Annotated in this window: 18 protein-coding genes; 6 read left to right on the top strand and 12 right to left on the bottom strand. The window is 71.9% G+C overall.

The genetic code is table 11. From position 1 onward, the window contains the following. Positions 1–11: 11 nt before the first annotated feature. The gene (locus RBJ65_RS31945) at positions 12–638 is read left to right on the top strand and encodes a TetR/AcrR family transcriptional regulator (RefSeq protein ID WP_306320111.1); all 627 of its coding nucleotides are present in this window, start codon (positions 12–14) and stop codon (positions 636–638) included. A 92-nt stretch (positions 639–730) separates the two neighbouring features. Here RBJ65_RS31945 and RBJ65_RS31940 read toward each other — a convergent pair whose 3' ends face one another. The 4 genes from RBJ65_RS31940 to RBJ65_RS31925 are packed head-to-tail and all read right to left on the bottom strand — an operon-like array spanning position 731 to position 3,924. Next, the gene (locus RBJ65_RS31940; protein ID WP_306320110.1) at positions 731–1,531 is read right to left on the bottom strand and encodes an acyl-CoA thioesterase II; all 801 of its coding nucleotides are present in this window, start codon (positions 1,529–1,531) and stop codon (positions 731–733) included. 16 nt (positions 1,532–1,547) lie between these two features. Continuing rightward, on the bottom strand, positions 1,548–2,342 hold the full coding sequence (locus RBJ65_RS31935; protein ID WP_306320109.1) for an acyl-CoA dehydrogenase family protein: 795 nt from the start codon (positions 2,340–2,342) through the stop codon (positions 1,548–1,550). Positions 2,343–2,344: 2 nt separating this feature from the next. Beyond that, positions 2,345–3,472, bottom strand: a complete 1,128-nt coding sequence (locus RBJ65_RS31930; RefSeq protein ID WP_306320108.1) for an acyl-CoA dehydrogenase family protein — start codon at positions 3,470–3,472, stop codon at positions 2,345–2,347. Continuing rightward, positions 3,469–3,924, bottom strand: coding sequence for a nuclear transport factor 2 family protein (locus tag RBJ65_RS31925; protein WP_306320107.1), 456 nt, complete (start codon positions 3,922–3,924; stop codon positions 3,469–3,471). Before RBJ65_RS31925 ends, RBJ65_RS31930 begins: the two co-directional genes overlap by 4 nt. Positions 3,925–4,103: 179 nt before the next feature. Between RBJ65_RS31925 and RBJ65_RS31920 the strand changes: the two genes are divergently transcribed. Genes RBJ65_RS31920 through RBJ65_RS31905 form a run of 4 tightly spaced genes read left to right on the top strand, consistent with a single transcriptional unit; the run spans position 4,104 to position 8,037 of the window. Next, positions 4,104–6,221: an ABC transporter permease gene (locus RBJ65_RS31920; protein WP_306320106.1), complete on the top strand. Its 2,118-nt coding sequence runs from the start codon at positions 4,104–4,106 to the stop codon at positions 6,219–6,221. Then, positions 6,202–6,912 (top strand): ABC transporter ATP-binding protein, encoded by a 711-nt coding sequence (locus tag RBJ65_RS31915; RefSeq protein ID WP_306320105.1) that lies wholly within the window; start codon positions 6,202–6,204, stop codon positions 6,910–6,912. Before RBJ65_RS31920 ends, RBJ65_RS31915 begins: the two co-directional genes overlap by 20 nt. Positions 6,913–6,916: 4 nt before the next feature. Next, positions 6,917–7,624, top strand: a complete 708-nt coding sequence (locus tag RBJ65_RS31910) for an ABC transporter ATP-binding protein (protein WP_306320104.1) — start codon at positions 6,917–6,919, stop codon at positions 7,622–7,624. Further along, positions 7,621–8,037 carry a hypothetical protein gene (locus tag RBJ65_RS31905; protein ID WP_306320103.1) on the top strand — a complete coding sequence of 139 codons (417 nt, stop codon included), beginning with the start codon at positions 7,621–7,623 and terminating at the stop codon, positions 8,035–8,037. The genes RBJ65_RS31910 and RBJ65_RS31905 overlap by 4 nt, the downstream gene beginning before the upstream one ends. A 45-nt stretch (positions 8,038–8,082) precedes the next feature. Here the strand turns inward: RBJ65_RS31905 and RBJ65_RS31900 are convergent, their stop codons facing one another. Genes RBJ65_RS31900 through RBJ65_RS31865 form a run of 8 tightly spaced genes read right to left on the bottom strand, consistent with a single transcriptional unit; the run spans position 8,083 to position 16,956 of the window. Continuing rightward, positions 8,083–8,865: an SDR family NAD(P)-dependent oxidoreductase gene (locus RBJ65_RS31900; RefSeq protein ID WP_306320102.1), complete on the bottom strand. Its 783-nt coding sequence runs from the start codon at positions 8,863–8,865 to the stop codon at positions 8,083–8,085. Positions 8,866–8,893: 28 nt separating this feature from the next. Next, the gene (locus RBJ65_RS31895; protein WP_306320101.1) at positions 8,894–10,042 is read right to left on the bottom strand and encodes an acyl-CoA dehydrogenase family protein; all 1,149 of its coding nucleotides are present in this window, start codon (positions 10,040–10,042) and stop codon (positions 8,894–8,896) included. 19 nt (positions 10,043–10,061) lie between these two features. Next, complete coding sequence (locus RBJ65_RS31890; RefSeq protein WP_306320100.1) at positions 10,062–11,192, bottom strand: thiolase family protein; 1,131 nt, start codon at positions 11,190–11,192, stop codon at positions 10,062–10,064. A gap of 4 nt (positions 11,193–11,196) precedes the next feature. Next, the gene (locus RBJ65_RS31885) at positions 11,197–12,396 is read right to left on the bottom strand and encodes a CaiB/BaiF CoA-transferase family protein (protein WP_306320099.1); all 1,200 of its coding nucleotides are present in this window, start codon (positions 12,394–12,396) and stop codon (positions 11,197–11,199) included. Then, positions 12,393–13,982 (bottom strand): FadD3 family acyl-CoA ligase, encoded by a 1,590-nt coding sequence (locus RBJ65_RS31880; protein ID WP_306320098.1) that lies wholly within the window; start codon positions 13,980–13,982, stop codon positions 12,393–12,395. The genes RBJ65_RS31885 and RBJ65_RS31880 overlap by 4 nt, the downstream gene beginning before the upstream one ends. A gap of 32 nt (positions 13,983–14,014) precedes the next feature. After that, positions 14,015–15,175, bottom strand: coding sequence for an acyl-CoA dehydrogenase family protein (locus RBJ65_RS31875; protein WP_306320097.1), 1,161 nt, complete (start codon positions 15,173–15,175; stop codon positions 14,015–14,017). After that, positions 15,172–16,140: an acyl-CoA dehydrogenase family protein gene (locus RBJ65_RS31870; protein WP_306320096.1), complete on the bottom strand. Its 969-nt coding sequence runs from the start codon at positions 16,138–16,140 to the stop codon at positions 15,172–15,174. The genes RBJ65_RS31875 and RBJ65_RS31870 overlap by 4 nt, the downstream gene beginning before the upstream one ends. A 3-nt stretch (positions 16,141–16,143) precedes the next feature. Next, complete coding sequence (locus tag RBJ65_RS31865; RefSeq protein WP_306320095.1) at positions 16,144–16,956, bottom strand: enoyl-CoA hydratase/isomerase family protein; 813 nt, start codon at positions 16,954–16,956, stop codon at positions 16,144–16,146. A gap of 263 nt (positions 16,957–17,219) precedes the next feature. Here RBJ65_RS31865 and surE point away from each other — a divergent pair, with 263 nt between their 5' ends. Further along, positions 17,220–18,095 (top strand): 5'/3'-nucleotidase SurE, encoded by an 876-nt coding sequence (gene surE / locus RBJ65_RS31860; RefSeq protein WP_306320094.1) that lies wholly within the window; start codon positions 17,220–17,222, stop codon positions 18,093–18,095. Positions 18,096–18,139: the final 44 nt, after the last annotated feature.

Genomic DNA, 18,139 nt, shown 5'->3' with positions numbered 1-18,139 from the left:
CGGGTGGGGCCATGGTCTCGGCGCGGCATGAGGAGATACTCGAGGCGGCGCTCGAGGTGTTCGCCGAGCGCGGGTACAAGGGTGCGTCCATCGACGCGGTCGCGGAGCGCGCGGGCCTGACCCGGCAGGGTGTGCTGCACTACTACCCCAGCAAGAAGCGTCTGCTGTTCGCCCTGCTGCACCTGCGCGAGGACCTGAACCGGCAGCATGTGCGTTCCGACTGGAACGACCCCGACATGCCGGGCAGGCTGGCCCAGGCGCTCGCCTTCGACCAGGGCATCCCGTCCCTGGCCCAGGTGCACAGTGTGGTGATGGCGGAGGCGGCCACCGGCCAGGAACCGGCCCGGGGCTTCGCCCGGGAGCGCTATCGCGAACTGATCGACATGCTCACCGAGGGCTTCACCGGACGATACGGCGACCGTCTCCCGAGCGGGCTCACACCCCGCACCGCGGCCACCGCCCTGATGGCCCTCTTCGAGGGCATGCAGCAGCAGTGGATGGTGGACACGGACGACGAGCGCTACCAGGAGACCGTGCGGGACACCATGACGGTCCTGCTGCTGGGCACACAGCCCACGACACAGCCGACGACACAACCCGCCGCGCAGCCGACCGCGGCACCGGCCCAGGCGTCCTGAACGGTGGGCCTTCGGCGATCAGCGGGTCGACGAACCCGAGGATCGCCCCCGGGCCGCAGCGGCTTCGGGCTGCACGTGCGCGGCTGAGCCGCCTACGTGTCCGCGAAGCGGAGCAACGCGTCCTGTGCGTACGACGCCACCAACTCACCGCCCTCCGTGAGCACATCGCCCCGCCCGTGGCACCGCCCGTGCGCCGCGACGGGGCTGTGCTGGCGCAGCAGCAGCCAGCTGTCGCTGCGTACCGGCTGGTGGAACCAGAGGGAGTGCGAGGTCACGGCGGAGGCGAAGGCGCGGCCCGCGTCGTGCTGGGTGATGCCCGAGACCGGACGCAGCGCGGTGCCGATCAGGGTGAGGTCGGTGGCGTAGGAAAGCAGTGCGGGGCCGAGCTCGGCGGCCACCGGCGGGGTGCGTGTCCACAGTTCGTACGCGGGTGGCGCGGTGTCGGGGGAGTCGAGGTCCGTCGCGGCGCGGGTCTCCCAAGGCAGCAGTTCCAGGTCGATACGGCGCTCCTCGTCCGGCACGCCTCCCACCGGCTCGACGGTCTGCCGCGCACGCCCGCCCTCCCACGTGTGCAGGCTCACGGTGGCCACGGCGACGACCCCGTGCTCCTGCCGTGCCTGGATCTGCACGGCCGCGTATGTCCGCCCCTGCTGCACGCAGTCCGTCTCGTAGCGCACCGGCTCGCCGCCCTTGCCCTCGCGCGGGAACAGTACGTGCAGGGACTTCACGGCCTTGCCCGCGCAGGTGAGTTCGGCGACGCGCGCGATCTGGGCGAGGAGCTGGCCGCCGAACAGGCGGTGGTAGGCGAGCTGTTGGGAGGGCGCCTCGTAGACCCCCTGGCCGAGGGGCTTGGGCGCGAGGCAGTCGAGCAGGTCGTTCCACAGATCTGTCATGGCGACTCCAGGGCTCCTAGAGGTGTACGAGGCGGGGTGCCGTCCCGCGCGCCGCGATCGAGCGGCCGGCCTCGCGGGTGAGCTCGCGGGCGCTGCCGAGCAGGCCGTCGAAGGCGAGGGCGCGCTTCACATGCCGGTGCAGGTCGTGTTCGGCGGTGAATCCGATGCCGCCCAGGGTCTGTTGGCAGTGGCGTGCGGCGGTGCGGGCGGCCCGGCCCGCCGCCGCTTTGGCGAGGAGTGAGCTGAGCTCGCCGTCGGCGGCGATCAGTGTCGCCTCCGCGCCTTCCAGGGCCACCAGTGTCTCGGCGAGCTTGTGCCGGAGGGCCTGGAAAGAAGCAAGTGGGCGGCCGAACTGGTGGCGTTCCAGGATGTGTTGGCGTGCCAGTACCACCATCGCGCGACCGGTGCCGACCAGCCACCAGCCGAGCGCCTGCCGGGCCAGGGGCAGGGGGACGGGGGTGCCCGGTTCGGGCAGGACGCGCAGCGGAAGCTCGGGGTCGATGCCACCGAGCCCCGGTGCGGCCTCCCGCTCCCAGCACACCCACAGCCCGCCTGCGTACGGCATCGGCACACAGTCGCCGCCGAGCGGGCGGCCCTGTTCGTGCAGCAGCACGTCGTTGAGGACCGGGGCGTGCGCGCCCGTCTCGCCGAGCAGGCGGAAGACGGCACGGACCGCGTCACGGGGGTACTGCGTCAGCAGTTCGGACCAGCCGAGGTCGGTGAGTGCGCCGGTGAGTGCTGCCGCACTCACCGGTGATGTCATGACCTTGCGGAGGGTGTCCTCGAGCAGTTCACGTTCGGCGTTGTCCATGGTCACTCCTTGCCGAGGTCGAGCAGTCGGCGGGCCACGATGTTGCGCTGGACCTCGGCGGTGCCGCCGTAGATGGTGGCGGCCCGCGAGTACAGGTACTCCGTGCGCCAGGCCGGATCCGTCAGCTCCACCGCTCCGGGCAGCAAGTCCCGTACGGTGTCGAAGAGTTGCTGCTCGGCGGTGGCGAGGAGGATCTTGTCGACGGACGTCTCCGGGCCGAGCCGGCCGCCCGCCGCGAGCCGGGCCTGCGTCGCGTGCGAGCGGCAGCGCACCGTGTGCAGTGCCAGATACGCCTCGCCCAGCGCCGCCGCCTCGTCCTCGGCCGACGGCATCCGGTCCAGGAGCCGGTCGAGTCGGGTGTAGAGGTGGGCGACACGGTGCCAGAAGCAGGTGGAGCGCTCGTGCGGCAGCAGGTCCATGGCCAGCTTCCATCCGTCGCCCTCCCTGCCGAGCAGCCGCTCCTGCGGCACCCGTACGTCGTCGAGGAACACCTCCGCGAACTCGTCGACGCCGTGCATGGTGCGCAGCGGCCGCACCGTGATGCCGGGGGAGTCCATGTCGAGGAAGAAGGCGCTGATCCCGGCGTGACCGGGGTCAGGGCCCGTACGGGCGAGCAGGACGCACCGCGCCGCGTACTGGGCCAGGCTCGTCCACACCTTCTGGCCGGTGATCACCCATCCGTCGCCGTCACCGGAGCGGACCGCGCGCGTGGTGAGCGAGGCCAGATCGCTTCCGGAGCCCGGTTCGGAGAAACCCTGACACCACTGCTCCCGGCCGCCGAGCAGCCGGGGCACCATCTCGGCGGCCAGGGCGGGCGGCGCGTACGAGAGCAGGGTGGGGACGAGGACCTCGACCATCGAGTACAGGCCCGGCTCGGCGAGCCCGCGCGTCGCGACCTCCTCGCCGAGCACGGCCCGCAGCACGCTCGGTCCGCCGACACCGCCCACCTCCTCGGGCCAGCCGTGCCGCATCCATCCGGCGTCCCACAATTCCCTTCGTACACGGTCGAGTTGGGTGACGTGGGCGTCCAGTGAGCCGTCGGGTCCCGCCGTCGGTTCCGGGGACAGGTCGTGCTCGTCCAGCCACGCCCGCAGCGCCGTGCGGAACCCGGCGGTGTCCAGGGCCGTCACGCCCGCGTCCGCTCGAAGGCGTGCGGGCGGCCCGAGTCGTGGGCGCCGCTTCGGCGGATGAATGTCATCGCGCGGGTGTGCAGCCGCCAGCCGTCCTCGGTGCGCATGTAGGTGTCGTTGTAGTAGCCGATGCGCATGTCGTGCGCCGCGTGCTCGACGAAGCACAGGGGCTGTGTGCCGGTGGCGCTCCCGCCGTCATCGGCGAACTCCACGACCGGCGTACCCGTCATGAACAGCCCCTTGGGGGCGGCCGCGATCAACTCGGGGAAGTCGTCGAGCGGATAGGTGTCGCCGAACGCGCTGTAGCTGCCGTCCGGGGTGAAGACGGCCAGGACGGCGTCGGTGTCGCCCCGGGTCATCGCCACGGCGTAGCGCGCGAGCAGCTGCTGGATGTCGGCGAGGTCCTCGTACCTGCTGGGGGTCGAGTGATGTGTCGAGTGGTGTGTGGTCAAGGGCTTTGCCGTCCCTTCGGTCGGGGTGGTCGGCCACGCGACGTAAATGCGGGCTCCCGTGTTCGGATGGTTGATTCTCCGTCAATGAGAAGCTAGTTTCCACCCCTGGGATCCAGTGACACCGTCGCCACCCGCTCCCGGGCTCACCCCGCGGCCCGGCCGACCCCGGACGGTCGCCCATGGAACAGTTCCTCACCTTCGGCGTCGTCGGCCTGACCACTGCCGCGATCTACGCCATCGTCGGCAGCGGCCTCGTCCTGACGTACACGACCGCCGGTGTCTTCAACTTCGCGCACGGCGCCGCCGGCATGCTCTCGGCCTTCGCCTACTGGCAGTTGGCGTTCGGCTGGGGCTGGCCGGTGCCGCTCGCGCTCGCCTTCGTCCTGCTGGTGCTCGCACCCGGGTTCGGTCTTTTGGTGGAGCGGGTGCTGATGCGGCCCGTGCAGTCGCTGGGGGAGGCGGAACGGCTCGTGATGGCCGTCGCCCTGCTCACCGGCTGCATCTCCCTGGCCCGGTGGATCTGGGACCCCAGCGCCGCCCGCCCGCTGCGCCCGTTCTTCGCCGACAAACCCGCCATCGACCTCGGCCCGGCCGCCGTCACGTGGCACCAGGCAGTCACCCTCGTCGTCGCCGTGCTGGTCGCGGCCGGGCTGTGGTTCCTGCTCGGCCGCACCCGCGCCGGCACCGAGATGCGGGCCTGCGTCGACGACCGCGCGCTCGCCGGGCTCACCGGGGCCTCGCCGCAGCGCGCCGCCCGCCTCGCCTGGGTCCTCGGCACCCAACTCGCGGCCGTCGGCGGCATCTTGATCGCCCCCACCGTGGCCCTCGACGCGCAGCAGCTCTCCCTGCTCATCGTCTCCGCTTACACCGCCGCTGTCTTCGGCCGACTGCGCAGCCTGCCGCTCACCTTCGTCGGCGCGCTCGTCGTCGGCTGCCTGGAGAGCTTCCTCACCGGTTACCTCCCGCAGAACGACTACCTGCCGGGCCTGCGCCTCGCCGCGCCCGCCCTGCTGCTCTTCCTCGCCCTGATCGTCTTCCCGCACCGGCGGCTGCGCGGGCGCGAGCGGCGCCTCGTCCAGGTGCCGCTGCCCACCATGCGCGGCACCCTCGTCTTCGGTGGCTGCGTGCTGTTGTTCGCCGTGTTCCTGGTGACTGTCCTGAGCGGCGAGGGGCTCATCTCGTACGCACCGCTGTTCGCGCTCGGCATCGTCGCCCTGTCGTACGTGCCGCTGGCCGGGTACGCGGGGCAGATCTCGCTGTGTCAGCTGAGCATCGCCGGGATCGGCGCGATCGTCTGGGGACACCTGGGCGGTCAGGGCCAGTTGTGGGCGCTGCCGGTGGCCGTGCTGGTCGCCGCGGCGGTGGGCGTGCTCATCGCCGTGCCCGCGCTGCGACTGTCCGGCATCTATCTGGCCCTCGGCACGGCCGCGTTCGCCGTGGTCCTTGACCGCTGGGTGTTCACCCTGCCGTCCTTCGACCTCCTCGGCGTCCGCATCGCCCTGTTCGACCAGGGATCGGTCGAGGTCGCCGGGCCGGATCTGTTCGGCTGGCAGCTGTCGTCCGAGCGTGAACTCCTGCTGTTCTCCGCGGTGGTGCTGGCGCTCGTCTCGCTCGCCGTGGCCTGGCTGCGGCGTGGCCGCTTCGGTCGTGGGCTGATCGCGCTGCGCGACAGCGAGGCGGCGTACGCGACGCTCGGCGGCCGCCCGCTGGGCGCCAAGGTCGCCGTGTTCGCCCTGTCGGCCGGGATCGCCGGACTCGGTGGCGCCCTGTACGGGATGGTCCAACGCACCATCACCGCGGAGCAGTTCAACCTCGTCGCCAACCTGCCCATCTTCCTGATCGCCGTCATCGGTGGCCTCGGCGCGGTCGGCACCGGACTGTTCACCGGTATCTCCTACGTGGCCCCGCCCCAGCTCCTCAGCCACTTCGGCGACTGGGCCCACGACGCGTCGACGCTCCTCATCGCCCTCGCCGGCATGGGCCTCGCCCACAGCCCCAGCGGCATCGTGCCGAGGCTGCGCGCCGAATGGTCGGTGCTGGTGCGCGACCGTGTGCTGTTCCCGGTGACGGGCGCCGTCGTCGCCGTGCTGTGGGCGCTGTACGCGACGGACCTCATCGGCGGCGCACTCTTCCTCGTCACGACGATCGTCGCCACGACGGCGCTGCGCGTCTGGTCCACGGCGCGACAGTCCGAGCAGCCACGGCTCGACCCGGACCCCGTCGAATGGTGGGGGATCCGGCGGCCCTGGCGCAGCGAGGACCGGGAGGTGATCGCACGTGGCATCGCTGCGAGCTGACGGAGTCACCGTCGTCTTCGGCGGGAACCGCGCCCTGGACGAGGCCGGATTCGCGGCGGAGGCCGGCCGGATCACCGGCCTCATCGGCCCCAACGGCGCCGGAAAGTCCACACTGTTCGACGTCGTCTCCGGCCTGCGCAGGCCCCAGTCGGGCCGCGTGTCCCTCGACGGCGACGACATCACCCGCGCCACCCCCGCCCAGCGTGCCCGCCGCGGCATGGCCCGCACCTTCCAGCGCCTGGAACTCTTCGGGCGCCTCACCGTCCGCGACAACCTCCTCGTCGCCGCCGAGCTCGGCGCCCGCGCCCAGGACCCGGGCCGGATGGCCGACCGCATCCTGGAGCGCATCGGTCTCTCCGACGACGCGGACACCGCCGCCGACGCGCTGCCCACCGGCGCCGCCCGCCTCCTCGAAGTGGGCCGGGCCCTCGCGGGCCGCCCACGCGTCCTGCTCCTCGACGAACCCGCGGCCGGCCAGGACGCCGACGAGACCCACCGCTTCGCCGACCTGCTGCGCGACGTCGCCGCCGACGGCTGCGCGGTCGTCCTCGTCGAGCACGACATGGGCCTGGTGATGAGCGTCTGCGACCAGGTGTACGTCCTCGACCTCGGCAGGATCGTGGCCTGTGGCCCGCCCGCCGACATCCAGCAGGACCAGACGGTCCTGGCCGCCTACCTCGGGGAGGCCTGACGGTATGGGCCCGTTGCTCGAACTGCGCGGGGTGCAAGCCGCGTACGACCGCATCACCGTGCTGCACGGCGTCGATCTGAGCGTCGCCGCGGGCCAGGTGGTGGCGCTCCTCGGCCCGAACGGCGCCGGCAAGACGACGACGCTGAACGTGGCGGCGGGCGCGCACGCACCCAGCTCGGGCAGTGTCCGGCTCGGCGGACGCGATGTCACGGGTGCGCACCCGCGCGACCTCGCCCGCGCCGGGGTGTGTCTCATCCCCGAGGGGCGCGGAATCTTCCCCAACCTCTCGGTGCGCGACAACCTCCGCATGATGACGTTCACCGGCCGCGACCGCGCGGAGATCGAGGACATCGCCTACGAGCGCTTCCCGGTCCTGGGCGAACGCGCACGCCAGGCGGCGGGCACCCTCTCCGGCGGCGAACAACAAATGCTCGCTCTGGCCCGTGGACTGGCCACGGACCCCGCGGTCCTGCTCCTCGACGAACTGTCGATGGGTCTGGCGCCCCTGGTCGTCGGCGAACTGTACGAATACGTGGCGGAACTGGCCCGCCAGGGCGTAGCGGTCCTGGTGGTCGAGCAGTTCGCCACCGCCGTCCTCAAGATCGCCGACCACGCGGCCGTCCTCGTCCGCGGCGGCGTCCAGTGGCAGGGCCACCCCGACAGCTCCCTGCACGCCGAACTGTCCTCCTACTACCTCGGGAGCGCCGCATGACCGCACCGTCCGACCCGACCGCCGCCCGCGCCGACCGCTTCGTACGGGACCTGGCGGCCCTGAAGATCCCCGATCCGGCCACCGCCCGCAACACCCTGTGGCTGCGCGCCGGAGCGGCCCTCCTGCTCGTGGGCCTCGTCCTCGGCGTCCTCACCTTCCCGCTCACCCACGCCACCGAGGACCCCCTCGCCCAACGCGACGCCCTCGCCATCGGGTTGACCGGGGTGGTGTGCGCGGTGGTGGGCGGTGCCGTCTACCTGCGTTACTCCCTCACCGGCTTCCTGAGGTTCTGGCTGGCCCGGCAGTCGTACGACCTGTCGACGCTGGGGGAGCGGATCGCGGACGACGGCCCGGGTGAGGTGCCGGTGGAGCGGATCGCCGTGGACGGCGCGGAGGTCGCCCCGCGCCCGTGATCACCCGGGCGCGCGCAGGACGGGCGGCGGTCGACCTGCGCGCCCTCAGACCGTATAGCCGCCGTCCACCGCCAGATGCTGCCCGGTGATGAACCCCGCCCGGTCCGAGGCGAGGAACGCCACCGCCTCCGCGATGTCCTGCGCGCTGCCGAAGCGGCGCAGCGGGATGTTGCGGCGGGTGACCCGCAGGGCGGCGTCGTCGAGTTCGCCGTCCTCGATGAGGCGGGCCGCGATGCCGTCCGTGAGCATGCCGGGGCCGACGCAGTTGCAGCGCACGCCGTAGCGGCCCTCCTCGGCCGCGAGCGCCCGGACCACCGCCTCCACCGCGCCCTTCGTGCCCGAGGACAGGCCGTCGCGGACGGGGTAGCGGTGGGTGGCCGCGGTGGTGACCGCGACGACGCTGCCGGCTGTCTCCCTGAGCGGTTCGAGTGCCGGGTGCACGAGGTTGTAGAAGGCCTGTGCGTCGGTGTCGAGCTGTCGGCGGTACTGGGCCGGTGGGACCCGGCTGAGGTGCACCATCGGGACGTGCGGGCCCGCCGCGTAGACGAGTGTGTGCAGTGCGCCGAAGCGGTCCACCGCGGAGCGCACCGCGGCTGCGGCCTCTCCCTCGTCCGTCAGGTCCGCCCGCACGGAGTCGACCTGGGCGCCGTCCGCGCGGAGTTCGGCGGTGAGGGCCTGGGCCGCCTCCGCGTTCGAGCGGTAGGTGAACCGCACCGCGCTGCCGCGCCGGGCCAGCGTCCGGACGACCGCCGCGCCGATGCCGCCGGTGCCGCCCGCGACGAGCGCGGTGCCCTTGCGGTCGCCGAAGTCCCGCTCGTTCTCCGTCACCGTGCCAACTCCTTTGCGGTCTGCGGTCTCACAGGCCCAACGACTTCGCGACGATCACCTTCATGACCTCGCTCGTACCCGCGTAGATCCGGGTGATCCGCGCGTCCGCGTACAGCCGGGCTATCGGGTACTCGCGTATGTAGCCGTAACCGCCGAAGAGTTGAAGGCATCGGTCCACGCAGCGCGCCTGCATCTCTGTGCAGAACAGCTTCACGCGCGCCGCGTCCGCCCCGGACAGACGTCCTGCCACCAGCTCCGTGATCGCCCGGTCGAGCAGCGCCTGCGCCGCCTCCACCTCCGTGGACACCGCGGCGAGTTCGAACTTCGTGTTCTGGAACGAAGCCAGTGTGTTGCCGAAGACCTGGCGGTCCTTGGCGTACGCGAGGGTCGTGTCGAGCGCCGCGCGGGACTGGGCCACCGAGCCGACCGCGACCGTCATGCGCTCCTGCGGCAGGTTCCGGCCCAGGTAGGAGAACGCCTTGCCCTCCTCGCCGAGCCGGTTCGCCACGGGGACGCGTACGTCGTCGAAGGCCAGCTCCACCGTGTCCTGCACCCGGATGCCGATCTTGTCGAGCTCGCGGCCCTTCGTGAAGCCCGGCATGCCTTCCTCCACCACCAGGAGGGTGAGCCCCGCCCGGCGGTTGTCCGGGTCGGAGGACGTACGCGCCACCACGATCACCAGGTCGGCCAGCAGGCCGCCCGTGATGAAGGTCTTCGCGCCGTTCAGCACGTAGTCGTCCCCGTCCCGCACCGCCGTCGTGCGGATGCCCGCCAGGTCCGAGCCGGTGCCCGGTTCCGTCATGGCGATCGCCGTCAGGAGGCGCCCGGCGGCCAGCTCGGGGAACCAGCGGCTCCGCTGCTCCTTGTTCGCGTACGCGAGGAAGTACGGGAGGATCACGTCCAGTTGGGTGCGGACCGTGCCCAGCGTGACCAGGGCGCGCGACGCCTCCTCCTGGAGGATCGCGTTGTAGCGGTAGTCGTCGGTGCCCGCGCCGCCGTACTCCTCGGGGATCGCCAGGCCCATCACACCGATGTCGCCGAGCTGCTCGAAGATGTGGCGTGGCATGCGGCCCGCCCGCTCCCACTCCTCGTAGCCGGGCACGACCTCGCGCGTGACGAAGTCCCGCACCAGTTCCCGGAACGCCTCGTGGTCGGCGGTGTAGATGTCTCGGCGCACCCTGTACCAACTCCCGTACTCAGTCCAGCAGTTCCACGATCGTCGCGTTCGCCGTTCCGCCGCCCTCGCACATCGTCTGCAGGCCGTAGCGGATGCCGCGGTCCCGCATGTGGTGGATCAGGCGTGTCATCAGGACCGCGCCGGACGCGCCCAAGGGGTGACCGAGGGCGATGGCGCCGCCCAGCGGGTTGAGGCGGGCGGGATCCGCGCCGGTCTCGGCCAGCCAGGCCAGTGGAACGGAGGCGAAGGCCTCGTTGACCTCGTAGGCGCCGATGTTGGAGAGGGCGAGGCCGGCCCGGGTGAGCACCTGCACGGTCGCCGGGATCGGGCCCGTGAGCATCAGCACCGGATCGGCGCCCGTGACCGCGCCCGCCCGGTAGCGCACCAGCGGCGTCAGGCCCAGCTCCGCGGCCCGCTCCGGCGTCGTGACGAGCAGGGCCGCGGCTCCGTCGGATATCTGCGAGGCATTGCCTGCGTGGATCACACCGTTCGGGTCGAAGGACGGCTTGAGGCGGGCGAGGGTGTCGGCGGTGGTGCCCCTGCGCACCCCTTCGTCGGCGGTGAGCGGGTTGTCGGGGAACGGGGCGAGCTGGGCGTCGAACGCGCCCGAGTCCTGTGCCGCCGCCGCCAGCTCGTGGGAACGGGCGGCGTACTCGTCCAGTCGCCGCCGCGAGAAGCCCCACTTGCGGGCGATCCTCTCCGCCGACTCGCCCTGGTTGAAGCTGAAGTGGTCGTAGCGCTCCAGCACGCTCTGCGTCCAGGGCGCCCCGCCGCCGCTGCGTGCCGCTCCCAGCGGCACCCGGCTCATCACCTCGACGCCGCCCGCCACCACCATGTCGTACTGGCCGGACAGCACGGCCTGCGCCGCGAAGTCGAGCGCCTGCTGGCTGGAGCCGCAGGCCCGGTTCACCGTGGTCGCCGGCACCGTCTCCGGCCAGCCGGCCGCCAGCAGTGCGTAGCGGCCGATGTTCCCCGACTGGTCGCCGACCTGCCCCACGCAGCCCCAGATCACGTCCTCGACGTCGGAGGGGTCGATGCCGGTGCGGGCGACGAGTTCGCGCAGGATGTGTGCGGACAGCTCGCCGGGGTGGACCTCGGCGAGCGCGCCGTTCCGCTTGCCGACGGGGGTTCGGACGGCCTCCACGATCACGGCTTCACGATGGTCGCGTGTCACTGTTCACCCTTTCCGTGGTCGAGTCGTCGTCGGCGACACCGAGTTCGCGCAGGATGGCCTCCGTGTGCTGGCCCAGCGCGGGCACGTCGCCCATCGGGGGCGGTTCCCGTCCCGCGAAGACAGGTGGTGGCAGCGGTGCCGTGGTCCGGCCGCCCGGTGTGCCGATCTCGCGCCAGCGGTCACGGGCCGTGTGCTGCGGGTGTGTGAGGACTTCGCTGGGCGTGTTGAGCTTCGCGTTGCCGATGCCGGCGGCGTCGGCGGTCGCCTGGATGTCGTGGAGGGTGTGCGCGGCGCACCAGGCTGTGATCTCCGTGTCGAGACGCTCGCGGTCCGCGACCCGGTCTGCCGTCGTGGCGAGTGCGGGGTCGTCGGCGAGGTCGGGGCGGCCCAGGAGGTCGCGGGCGTAGCGCCGCCACTCGCGGTCGTTGGTCGTGCCGAGGACGACGGTGTGGCCGTCGGCGGTGGCGTAGGCGCCGTACGGGGCGACGGCGGGGGAGCCCATGCCCACCGGCTGTTGGTCGATGCCGGTGTGCCGGGTGTATGTGAGCGCGTACCCCATCAGCTCGGTCATGGTGTCGAACATGCTCAGCGAGACGGCGGCCGGAGCGGGCGACCGCCGAGGCCGTGCGCGTTCCGCCAGCAGTGCCGTGATGGACAGTGCCGCGTACAGGCCGGTGCACACGTCGGCCATGGGCGGTCCAGGCTTGGCGGGTGCGCCAGGGAGTCCCGTGATCGAGCAGGCTCCCGCCTCTGCCTGGACGAGGAGATCGTAGGCGCGCTTGTGGGAGAGCGGGCCGCCGGGACCGTAGCCGTCGATCTCCATGGTGATGAGATCTGGATGACGGGCCGTCAAGTCGGCGGCTGAGATGCCGAGTTTGCCGGCGGCGCCCGGAGCCAGGTTCGACACGAAGACGTCCGCGCGGTCGAGGAGCCGGTGCAGGACATGTGCGCCGTGGGCCGACTTCAGGTCGAGGGTCAGCGACTCCTTGCCGCGGTTGACCCACACGAAGTGGGCGGCGAGGCCGTGCACCACATCGTCGTAATAGCGGGTGAAGTCACCTACGGGCGCCTCCACCTTGATGACACGCGCGCCCAGATCGCCGAGCGCCCGCGTGCACAGCGGCGCCGACACGGCCTGTTCGACCGAGACGACGGTGACACCTTCCAGGGGCCCCGTCATGCGTCGTCCTCCTGGTAGGACGCGCGCAGTTCGTGCTTGAGGACCTTGCGGCTTGCGTTGCGCGGCAGGGCGTCGACGAAGCGGACGTGCCGTGGCACCTTGAAGTTGGCCATGGTGGCGCGCGACCAGGCGATGACATCGGCGGCCGTGGCCGTCTCGCCAGGCCGGAGCACCAGGTAGGCGCAGCCGACCTCGCCGAGGCGCTCGTCGGGCACACCGATGACGGCGGCCTCGGCGACCGGGCCGTGGTCGAGCAGCAGGCGTTCGATCTCGGCGGGGTAGGCATTGAAGCCGCCGACGATGAACATGTCCTTCTTGCGGTCGACGACCGCGAGATTGCCGTCGGCGTCCAGGCTGCCGATGTCACCCGTGCGCAGCCAGCCGTCGTCCCCGATCGCGGCCGCCGTGGCCTCCGGCTCGTCCCAGTAGCCGCTGGTGACGGTGTAACCGCGGACCTGTATCTCGCCCGTGTCGCCCGCCGGGACGGGCTTGCCCGCGTCGTCGGCGATCCGCACGTCCACGTCCGGGATGCGCCGGCCGTTGGTGCGGGAGACGGTGGCCGGACTGTCTCCGAGACGCGTGGTCGTGACGAGCGCGGAGGCCTCGGTCAGCCCGTACGCGCTCATCACGATGTCGAAGGACAGCTCGTCCTTCATCGCATGGATCAGCTGCTCGGGAATGGTGGTGCCGCCCGTCATGGAGATCCGCAAGGAGGAGGTGTCACGGCGGGCGCGGTCCGGTGCGGCGATCAGGTCCTGGAAGATCGTCGGCGGGCCAAGCATGACGGACACCCGTTCCCGCTCGATGAGTTCCAGGGCCCGGCCCGCGTCGAACATCGCCATCGGGACCACCGTCACCCCGTGCAGGAACGAGGCGAGCCAGCCCGCCTTGTAGCCGAAGCAGTGGAAGAAGGGCGGCACGACCAGGAAGACGTCCCCGGCGCGGAACGTGTACGTCTGAGCCATCCACCCGTACGCGCGCAGCGACTGACCGTGGGTGAGCACCACGCCCTTGGGGTGTCCGGTCGTCCCGGAGGTGAACATGATGTCGGAGACGGTGTCGGGCCCGACCCGGTCGATGGAAGCGTGGGCGGCGCTCTCGTCGACCGTTCCCGCACCCTGCGCGAGGAAGTCCTGCCAGGACAGGTCGGCGTCCCCGCGCTCGGAGCGCAGTGACACGGTGGTGCGCAGGGCGGGCAACTCGGGCTCGTGCTTGCGCAGTTCGGCCACGTAGTCGGTGTCGAGGAACGGCGCCGCGAACAGCGCCTTCGCCCCCGACTTGCGCAGAATGTAGGTGAGTTCGGCCGCCTTGAAGCGGGTGTTGAGGGGGACGACGATGCCGCCCGCGCCCTGGACGGCGAGCGCCGCCACGATCCACTCGGCGCAATTGGGCGCACAGATGCCGACCCGGTCACCAGGGGCGATGCCCAGCGCGAGCGCGGCGCGCACCGCCTGGAGCATGCGCTGTTCGAGGTCGCGAAAGCTCCACCGCGTCGTGCCGTCCACGAGGGCGGGCGCGTCGCCGTGCCGCGCGGCGGCCCGGCGGACGACGTTCGGGATGCTCAGGTAATCCTGGTCGTAACGCATCACGGGCTCCGTTTCCGGCACATGAAGACCACTCATGACACTCGCGAGGCCGACGGCAGGCGCAGCAGCCGTTTGGCGATGATGTTCCGCTGGATCTGGGAGGTGCCGCCGTAGACCGACGCCGCACGCGAGTACAGATACTCGCCGTACACGGCCCCGCCGGCGTCGTACAGCTCCTGCGGCAGGACCTGCAGGGCGGTCTCGTACAGGCGTTGCTCGGCGCGCGTCATCAGCAGCTTGTCGACCGACGACTCCGGACCGGCCGCCACACCTGCGAGGCGTTCGGCGGTGCGGCGGCGGGCATGCGCGACGAGCACCTGATAGTCGACGACACACCGCCCCACCGCGGAGACGAGGCCGTCGGGCAGGGCGCCTTCCCGCGTGCGGAGCTCCTGCCGCAGCCGCTCCAACAGCAGCCCGTACTTGGAGAGATGGCCGGTGTCGAGGGCGTTGCGTTCGTAGTTCACCGTCGTCATGGCCAGCCGCCAGCCGTCGCCCTCCGCACCGATCCGCTCGGCGGCCTCGATCGTCACGTCGTCGAGGAACAGCTCGCAGAACTCGTCGTCGCCATTGGCCGCCTTCAGCGGGCGTACGGTCACGCCGGCCCGGTCGAGCGGGAGCGCGAACGCGGTGATCGAGGTGTGTGCGGGAGCGTCGCGGTCGGTGCGGGCGAGCAGCAGGCAGTAGTCGGAGTACTGGGCGTAACTGGTCCACAGTTTCTGCCCGTTGACGGTGTAGTGCGTCCCGTCCGCGCTGCGCCGTGCGTGTGTTGCCATGCCCGCGAGGTCCGATCCCGCGCCGGGCTCGCTGAAGCCCTGGCACCACACGTCGTCGCCCGCGAGCATGCGGGGCAGCAGCCGGGCCCGCTGCTCGTGCGAGGCGAACTCCAGGAGGGCATGCGCGAGATAGCCGATGCGCGGCACGCCCGGGGCCCGGCAGGCGCCCAGCTCGTCGCTGACCGCCACCTGGTGCAGCGCGGTCAGGCCGCGGCCCCCGTACTCCTCGGGGACGTCAAGGCCCACCCAGCCGCCGGAGTGCAGCATGCGGTGCCAGCGGTGCAGGAAGAGGGCGGGTTCCTCGTCGGGGCGGCGCTCGGGGAGCGGGTGCCGGGCCAGCCAGGCACGCAGTTCCCGGCGCAGCCGCTCCAGACCTGACGGGTCGCCGAAGTCCAAGGGCGGTGCGTGCGTGGTCACTTCGCCTCCGTGGGCTCGGGCGAGGACAGGGCGAGGTCGGAGAGCAGTTCGGCGGTGTCCGTCAGGACCGTGGCGCCGAGGCGGATCCGGCGCAGGTACAGGTGCGCGACGTGCTCCCAGGTCTGGGCGATCCCGCCGAACACCTGCATCCCCGCGTACACCGCCTCCAGGGCGGACGCGTCGACCTCGGCCTTGGCGACGCGGGCGGCGGTGAGCGCGGAAGCGGGGGAGGAGTGGTCGAGGCACCAGGCCGCGTAACGGGTGGCACTGACACACGCCTCGACGGCCACGGTCGCGTCGGCGAGCAGGTGCTGCACCGCCTGATTGGCGCCGATGGGCCGCCCGTACTGCACACGATCGCGCGCGTACGCGGCACTCTGCTCGACGAACGACCCGGCCGCGCCGACAAGTTCACTGCTCACCATGGTCAGGGCCCAGGCCCGCCAGGCGTGCACCTGGTCGGTGGTCAGCCGGCCGAGGGTCAAGCCCTCGCCGGACACGGCGCGGACGGTGCGCAGCAGATCCGTGGTGGGCGCCGGTGCGCCGAGCACGTGAGTGCGTACGGTCCCGTCGGGGGCGATGCTGAGCGCGCGGTCCGCGCCGTAGGCGTCCCAGGCCACCAGTTCGCCGTGGCGGGCGAACCGCAGATCGCGACCGAGTGCCACGGTCGGTGCCCCGTCGGGCTCGCCCGCCGCGAGGAGCCGCAGCGCCTCGGGCGCGAGCAGCGCCGTCCCGAGGAACGAGGCGGTGAGCGGCTGCCTCCCGTACTCCTCCGCGAGCAGCGCACACTCCTGAGCGCTCGCCAAGGGCCGCGGGCCGTGCCGCAGTTCGACCAGGCCGAGCCCGTCGAGCGCCTTCTGGGCCGCCGTCATCTGCGCCGCCGTCGGCTCGGCCGATGTGCACCGGTGGTCGGCGGCGAACGTCGCGAGCGCCTCGCGGACCAGCCGGAACTCTTCCGCGTCCACGGTTCAGCCCTTCGTGCCCGCGCCGCGGCCCGGGCCGCCACCGGTGCCCCGTTCCGCGAGTGCGGAGACGATGCGCAGATAGTCCGGGCTGGTCATGGTCGCCTGCTCGGCCATGAGCGCGGCCTCCATGCCGCCGCGCGACATCTGCTCCACGACGACGGCGAGCGCCGCCTTCGTCGCGCGCAGCGCCTGTGGCGGCTGCGCCGCGAGGCGGTGCGCCAACTCCATGGCCTGCTCGCTCAGGTCGGCGGCCGGTACGACACGACTCGCCAGGCCGAACTCCACCGCCTTGGCGGCCGGGATGCGATCCCCGGTGAACAGATACTCCTTGGCCCGCAGCAGGCTCGTCAGGAGCGGCCACAGGGTGACCCCGCCGTCCCCCGCGACGAGGCCGACCGACACGTGCGGGTCGGCGAGGTAGGCGTCGTCGGCCATCAGCACGAGGTCGCAGCCCAGCGCGAGCGAACAGCCGAGGCCCACGGCCGGCCCGTTGACCGCGGCGACCACGGGCAGCGGAAAGCGGATCATGGCGGTCTGGATCTTCCGGTCGAGCCGGATCGAGCGTTCGCGCAGCGCGGCGTCGCTGTGGTGGCGCAGCAGGTGCCCGAAGTCCCCGCCTGCGCTGAACGCCCGTCCCGCGCCGGTGAGTACGACGGCCCGCGCGTCCTCGTCGGCCGCGATCTCGTCCCAGACCTCGGCGAGCCGGCGGTGCAATTCCGCGGACACACCATTGAGTTGGTCCGGACGGTTCAGCGTGACGACACGCACGTCCTTCTCGGCGGTCACGGTGAGGACGGGGCTTGGGTCGCCGCCCATGAAACCTCCTCGGCTCGAGCTCGGCTGGGGCCTGCGCGCCGAATCACGCTATGGGCACGCCGATGGAGTGTCAATGACCTTACCGCTGTGCGTAAATGGGATTCTCGTTTGTGGAGTGGCCTGTCCGGCCGCCTGGCGAAGGGCTTTCGCGGATGATGAAGCGTTCTGTGCGTGCCGCTGTGTGTGCCGCCGTGGTCGGGGCCTCGGCCTTCGTGACGGGACCGGCCGGGAACGCGGACGCAAGAGGGGAGGCGGCCGCGTCCGTGCCCAGGGCGCCGAGACCTCTGAACATCCTGCTCACCAACGACGACGGCTGGCGTGGGCCGGGCGGCGCCACCACCCCGTACATCGTGGCCGTGCGCGACGCGCTACGGGCCGCCGGACACCACGTGGTCGTGGTCGCGCCGGGAACCGACCAGAGCGGCCAGGGCGGCCGGGTGTCAAGCCGTGGTGAGAAGCTTCGGGTGGCCGGGCCCGAGAAGGACGTGTGGACGGTGACGCCCGGTTCGCCGTCCGACAGCGTGTACTTCGGGATGGACGAGATCTTCCCGCACGGCAAGCCCGACCTCGTCGTCTCCGGAATCAACCCCGGGTTCAACTTCGGCGCTCTCGTGAACCATTCCGGAACCGTCAACGCGGCCCTCACCGGCGTCGAGTTCGGTGTCCCCGCCCTCGCCATGAGCCTGGAGACCCAGCCGGACTGGCCGGAGGGCACCGAACTCGCGGCGGCCCCCGCGGCGGCGTATGTCGTCGACCTCGTCAGACACCTCGAGGCGCGGGCCCGGGACGGCCGACTGATGCCGCGGGGTGTGGCGCTCAACGTCAACTACCCGCTCGTGCAGGGCCCCGCGGACCCTGACACCGGCAGCCACCGACTCGCCGACCCGAAGGGGACCAGGGCCACGACCGTCCAGGGCGGCGCTTTCCTCGTGCCCGACTTCACCCCGGACGACGGCGCGTCCGGCCGCCCCGGCACCTACACAATGGGATACGGGGCCGTCGACACCTCTGCCGATGCGGGAAGCGACATCAGGGCGATTGCCGAGGACTACGTCAGTGTTTCCGCCCTGCAGGACGATCATGATGTGGACGGGCGTACGGAGGGGTGGGTGCGGGCGCTCGCGCGCGGGATGCGGTGACGCGCGGGCCGATGGATCTCAGGCGCGCAGGTATCGGCCCGGCG

It is taken from the genome of Streptomyces sp. KL109B, from assembly GCF_030766935.1.
GTDB lineage: Bacteria > Actinomycetota > Actinomycetes > Streptomycetales > Streptomycetaceae > Streptomyces.
The sequence above is the reverse complement of the archived record's forward strand: the minus strand, read 5'-3'. Positions and strand labels throughout refer to the sequence as shown.

What these genes read in the sequence shown, in the direction of transcription:
- RBJ65_RS31945 (WP_306320111.1), top strand. Translation starts at nt 12, where the DNA reads ATGGTCTCGGCGCGGCATGAGGAGATACTCGAGGCGGCGCTCGAGGTG.
- RBJ65_RS31940 (WP_306320110.1), bottom strand. Translation starts at nt 1,531, where the DNA reads ATGACAGATCTGTGGAACGACCTGCTCGACTGCCTCGCGCCCAAGCCC.
- RBJ65_RS31935 (WP_306320109.1), bottom strand. Translation starts at nt 2,342, where the DNA reads ATGGACAACGCCGAACGTGAACTGCTCGAGGACACCCTCCGCAAGGTC.
- RBJ65_RS31920 (WP_306320106.1), top strand. Translation starts at nt 4,104, where the DNA reads ATGGAACAGTTCCTCACCTTCGGCGTCGTCGGCCTGACCACTGCCGCG.
- RBJ65_RS31910 (WP_306320104.1), top strand. Translation starts at nt 6,917, where the DNA reads ATGGGCCCGTTGCTCGAACTGCGCGGGGTGCAAGCCGCGTACGACCGC.
- RBJ65_RS31905 (WP_306320103.1), top strand. Translation starts at nt 7,621, where the DNA reads ATGACCGCACCGTCCGACCCGACCGCCGCCCGCGCCGACCGCTTCGTA.
- RBJ65_RS31885 (WP_306320099.1), bottom strand. Translation starts at nt 12,396, where the DNA reads ATGACGGGGCCCCTGGAAGGTGTCACCGTCGTCTCGGTCGAACAGGCC.
- RBJ65_RS31880 (WP_306320098.1), bottom strand. Translation starts at nt 13,982, where the DNA reads ATGCGTTACGACCAGGATTACCTGAGCATCCCGAACGTCGTCCGCCGG.
- RBJ65_RS31865 (WP_306320095.1), bottom strand. Translation starts at nt 16,956, where the DNA reads ATGGGCGGCGACCCAAGCCCCGTCCTCACCGTGACCGCCGAGAAGGAC.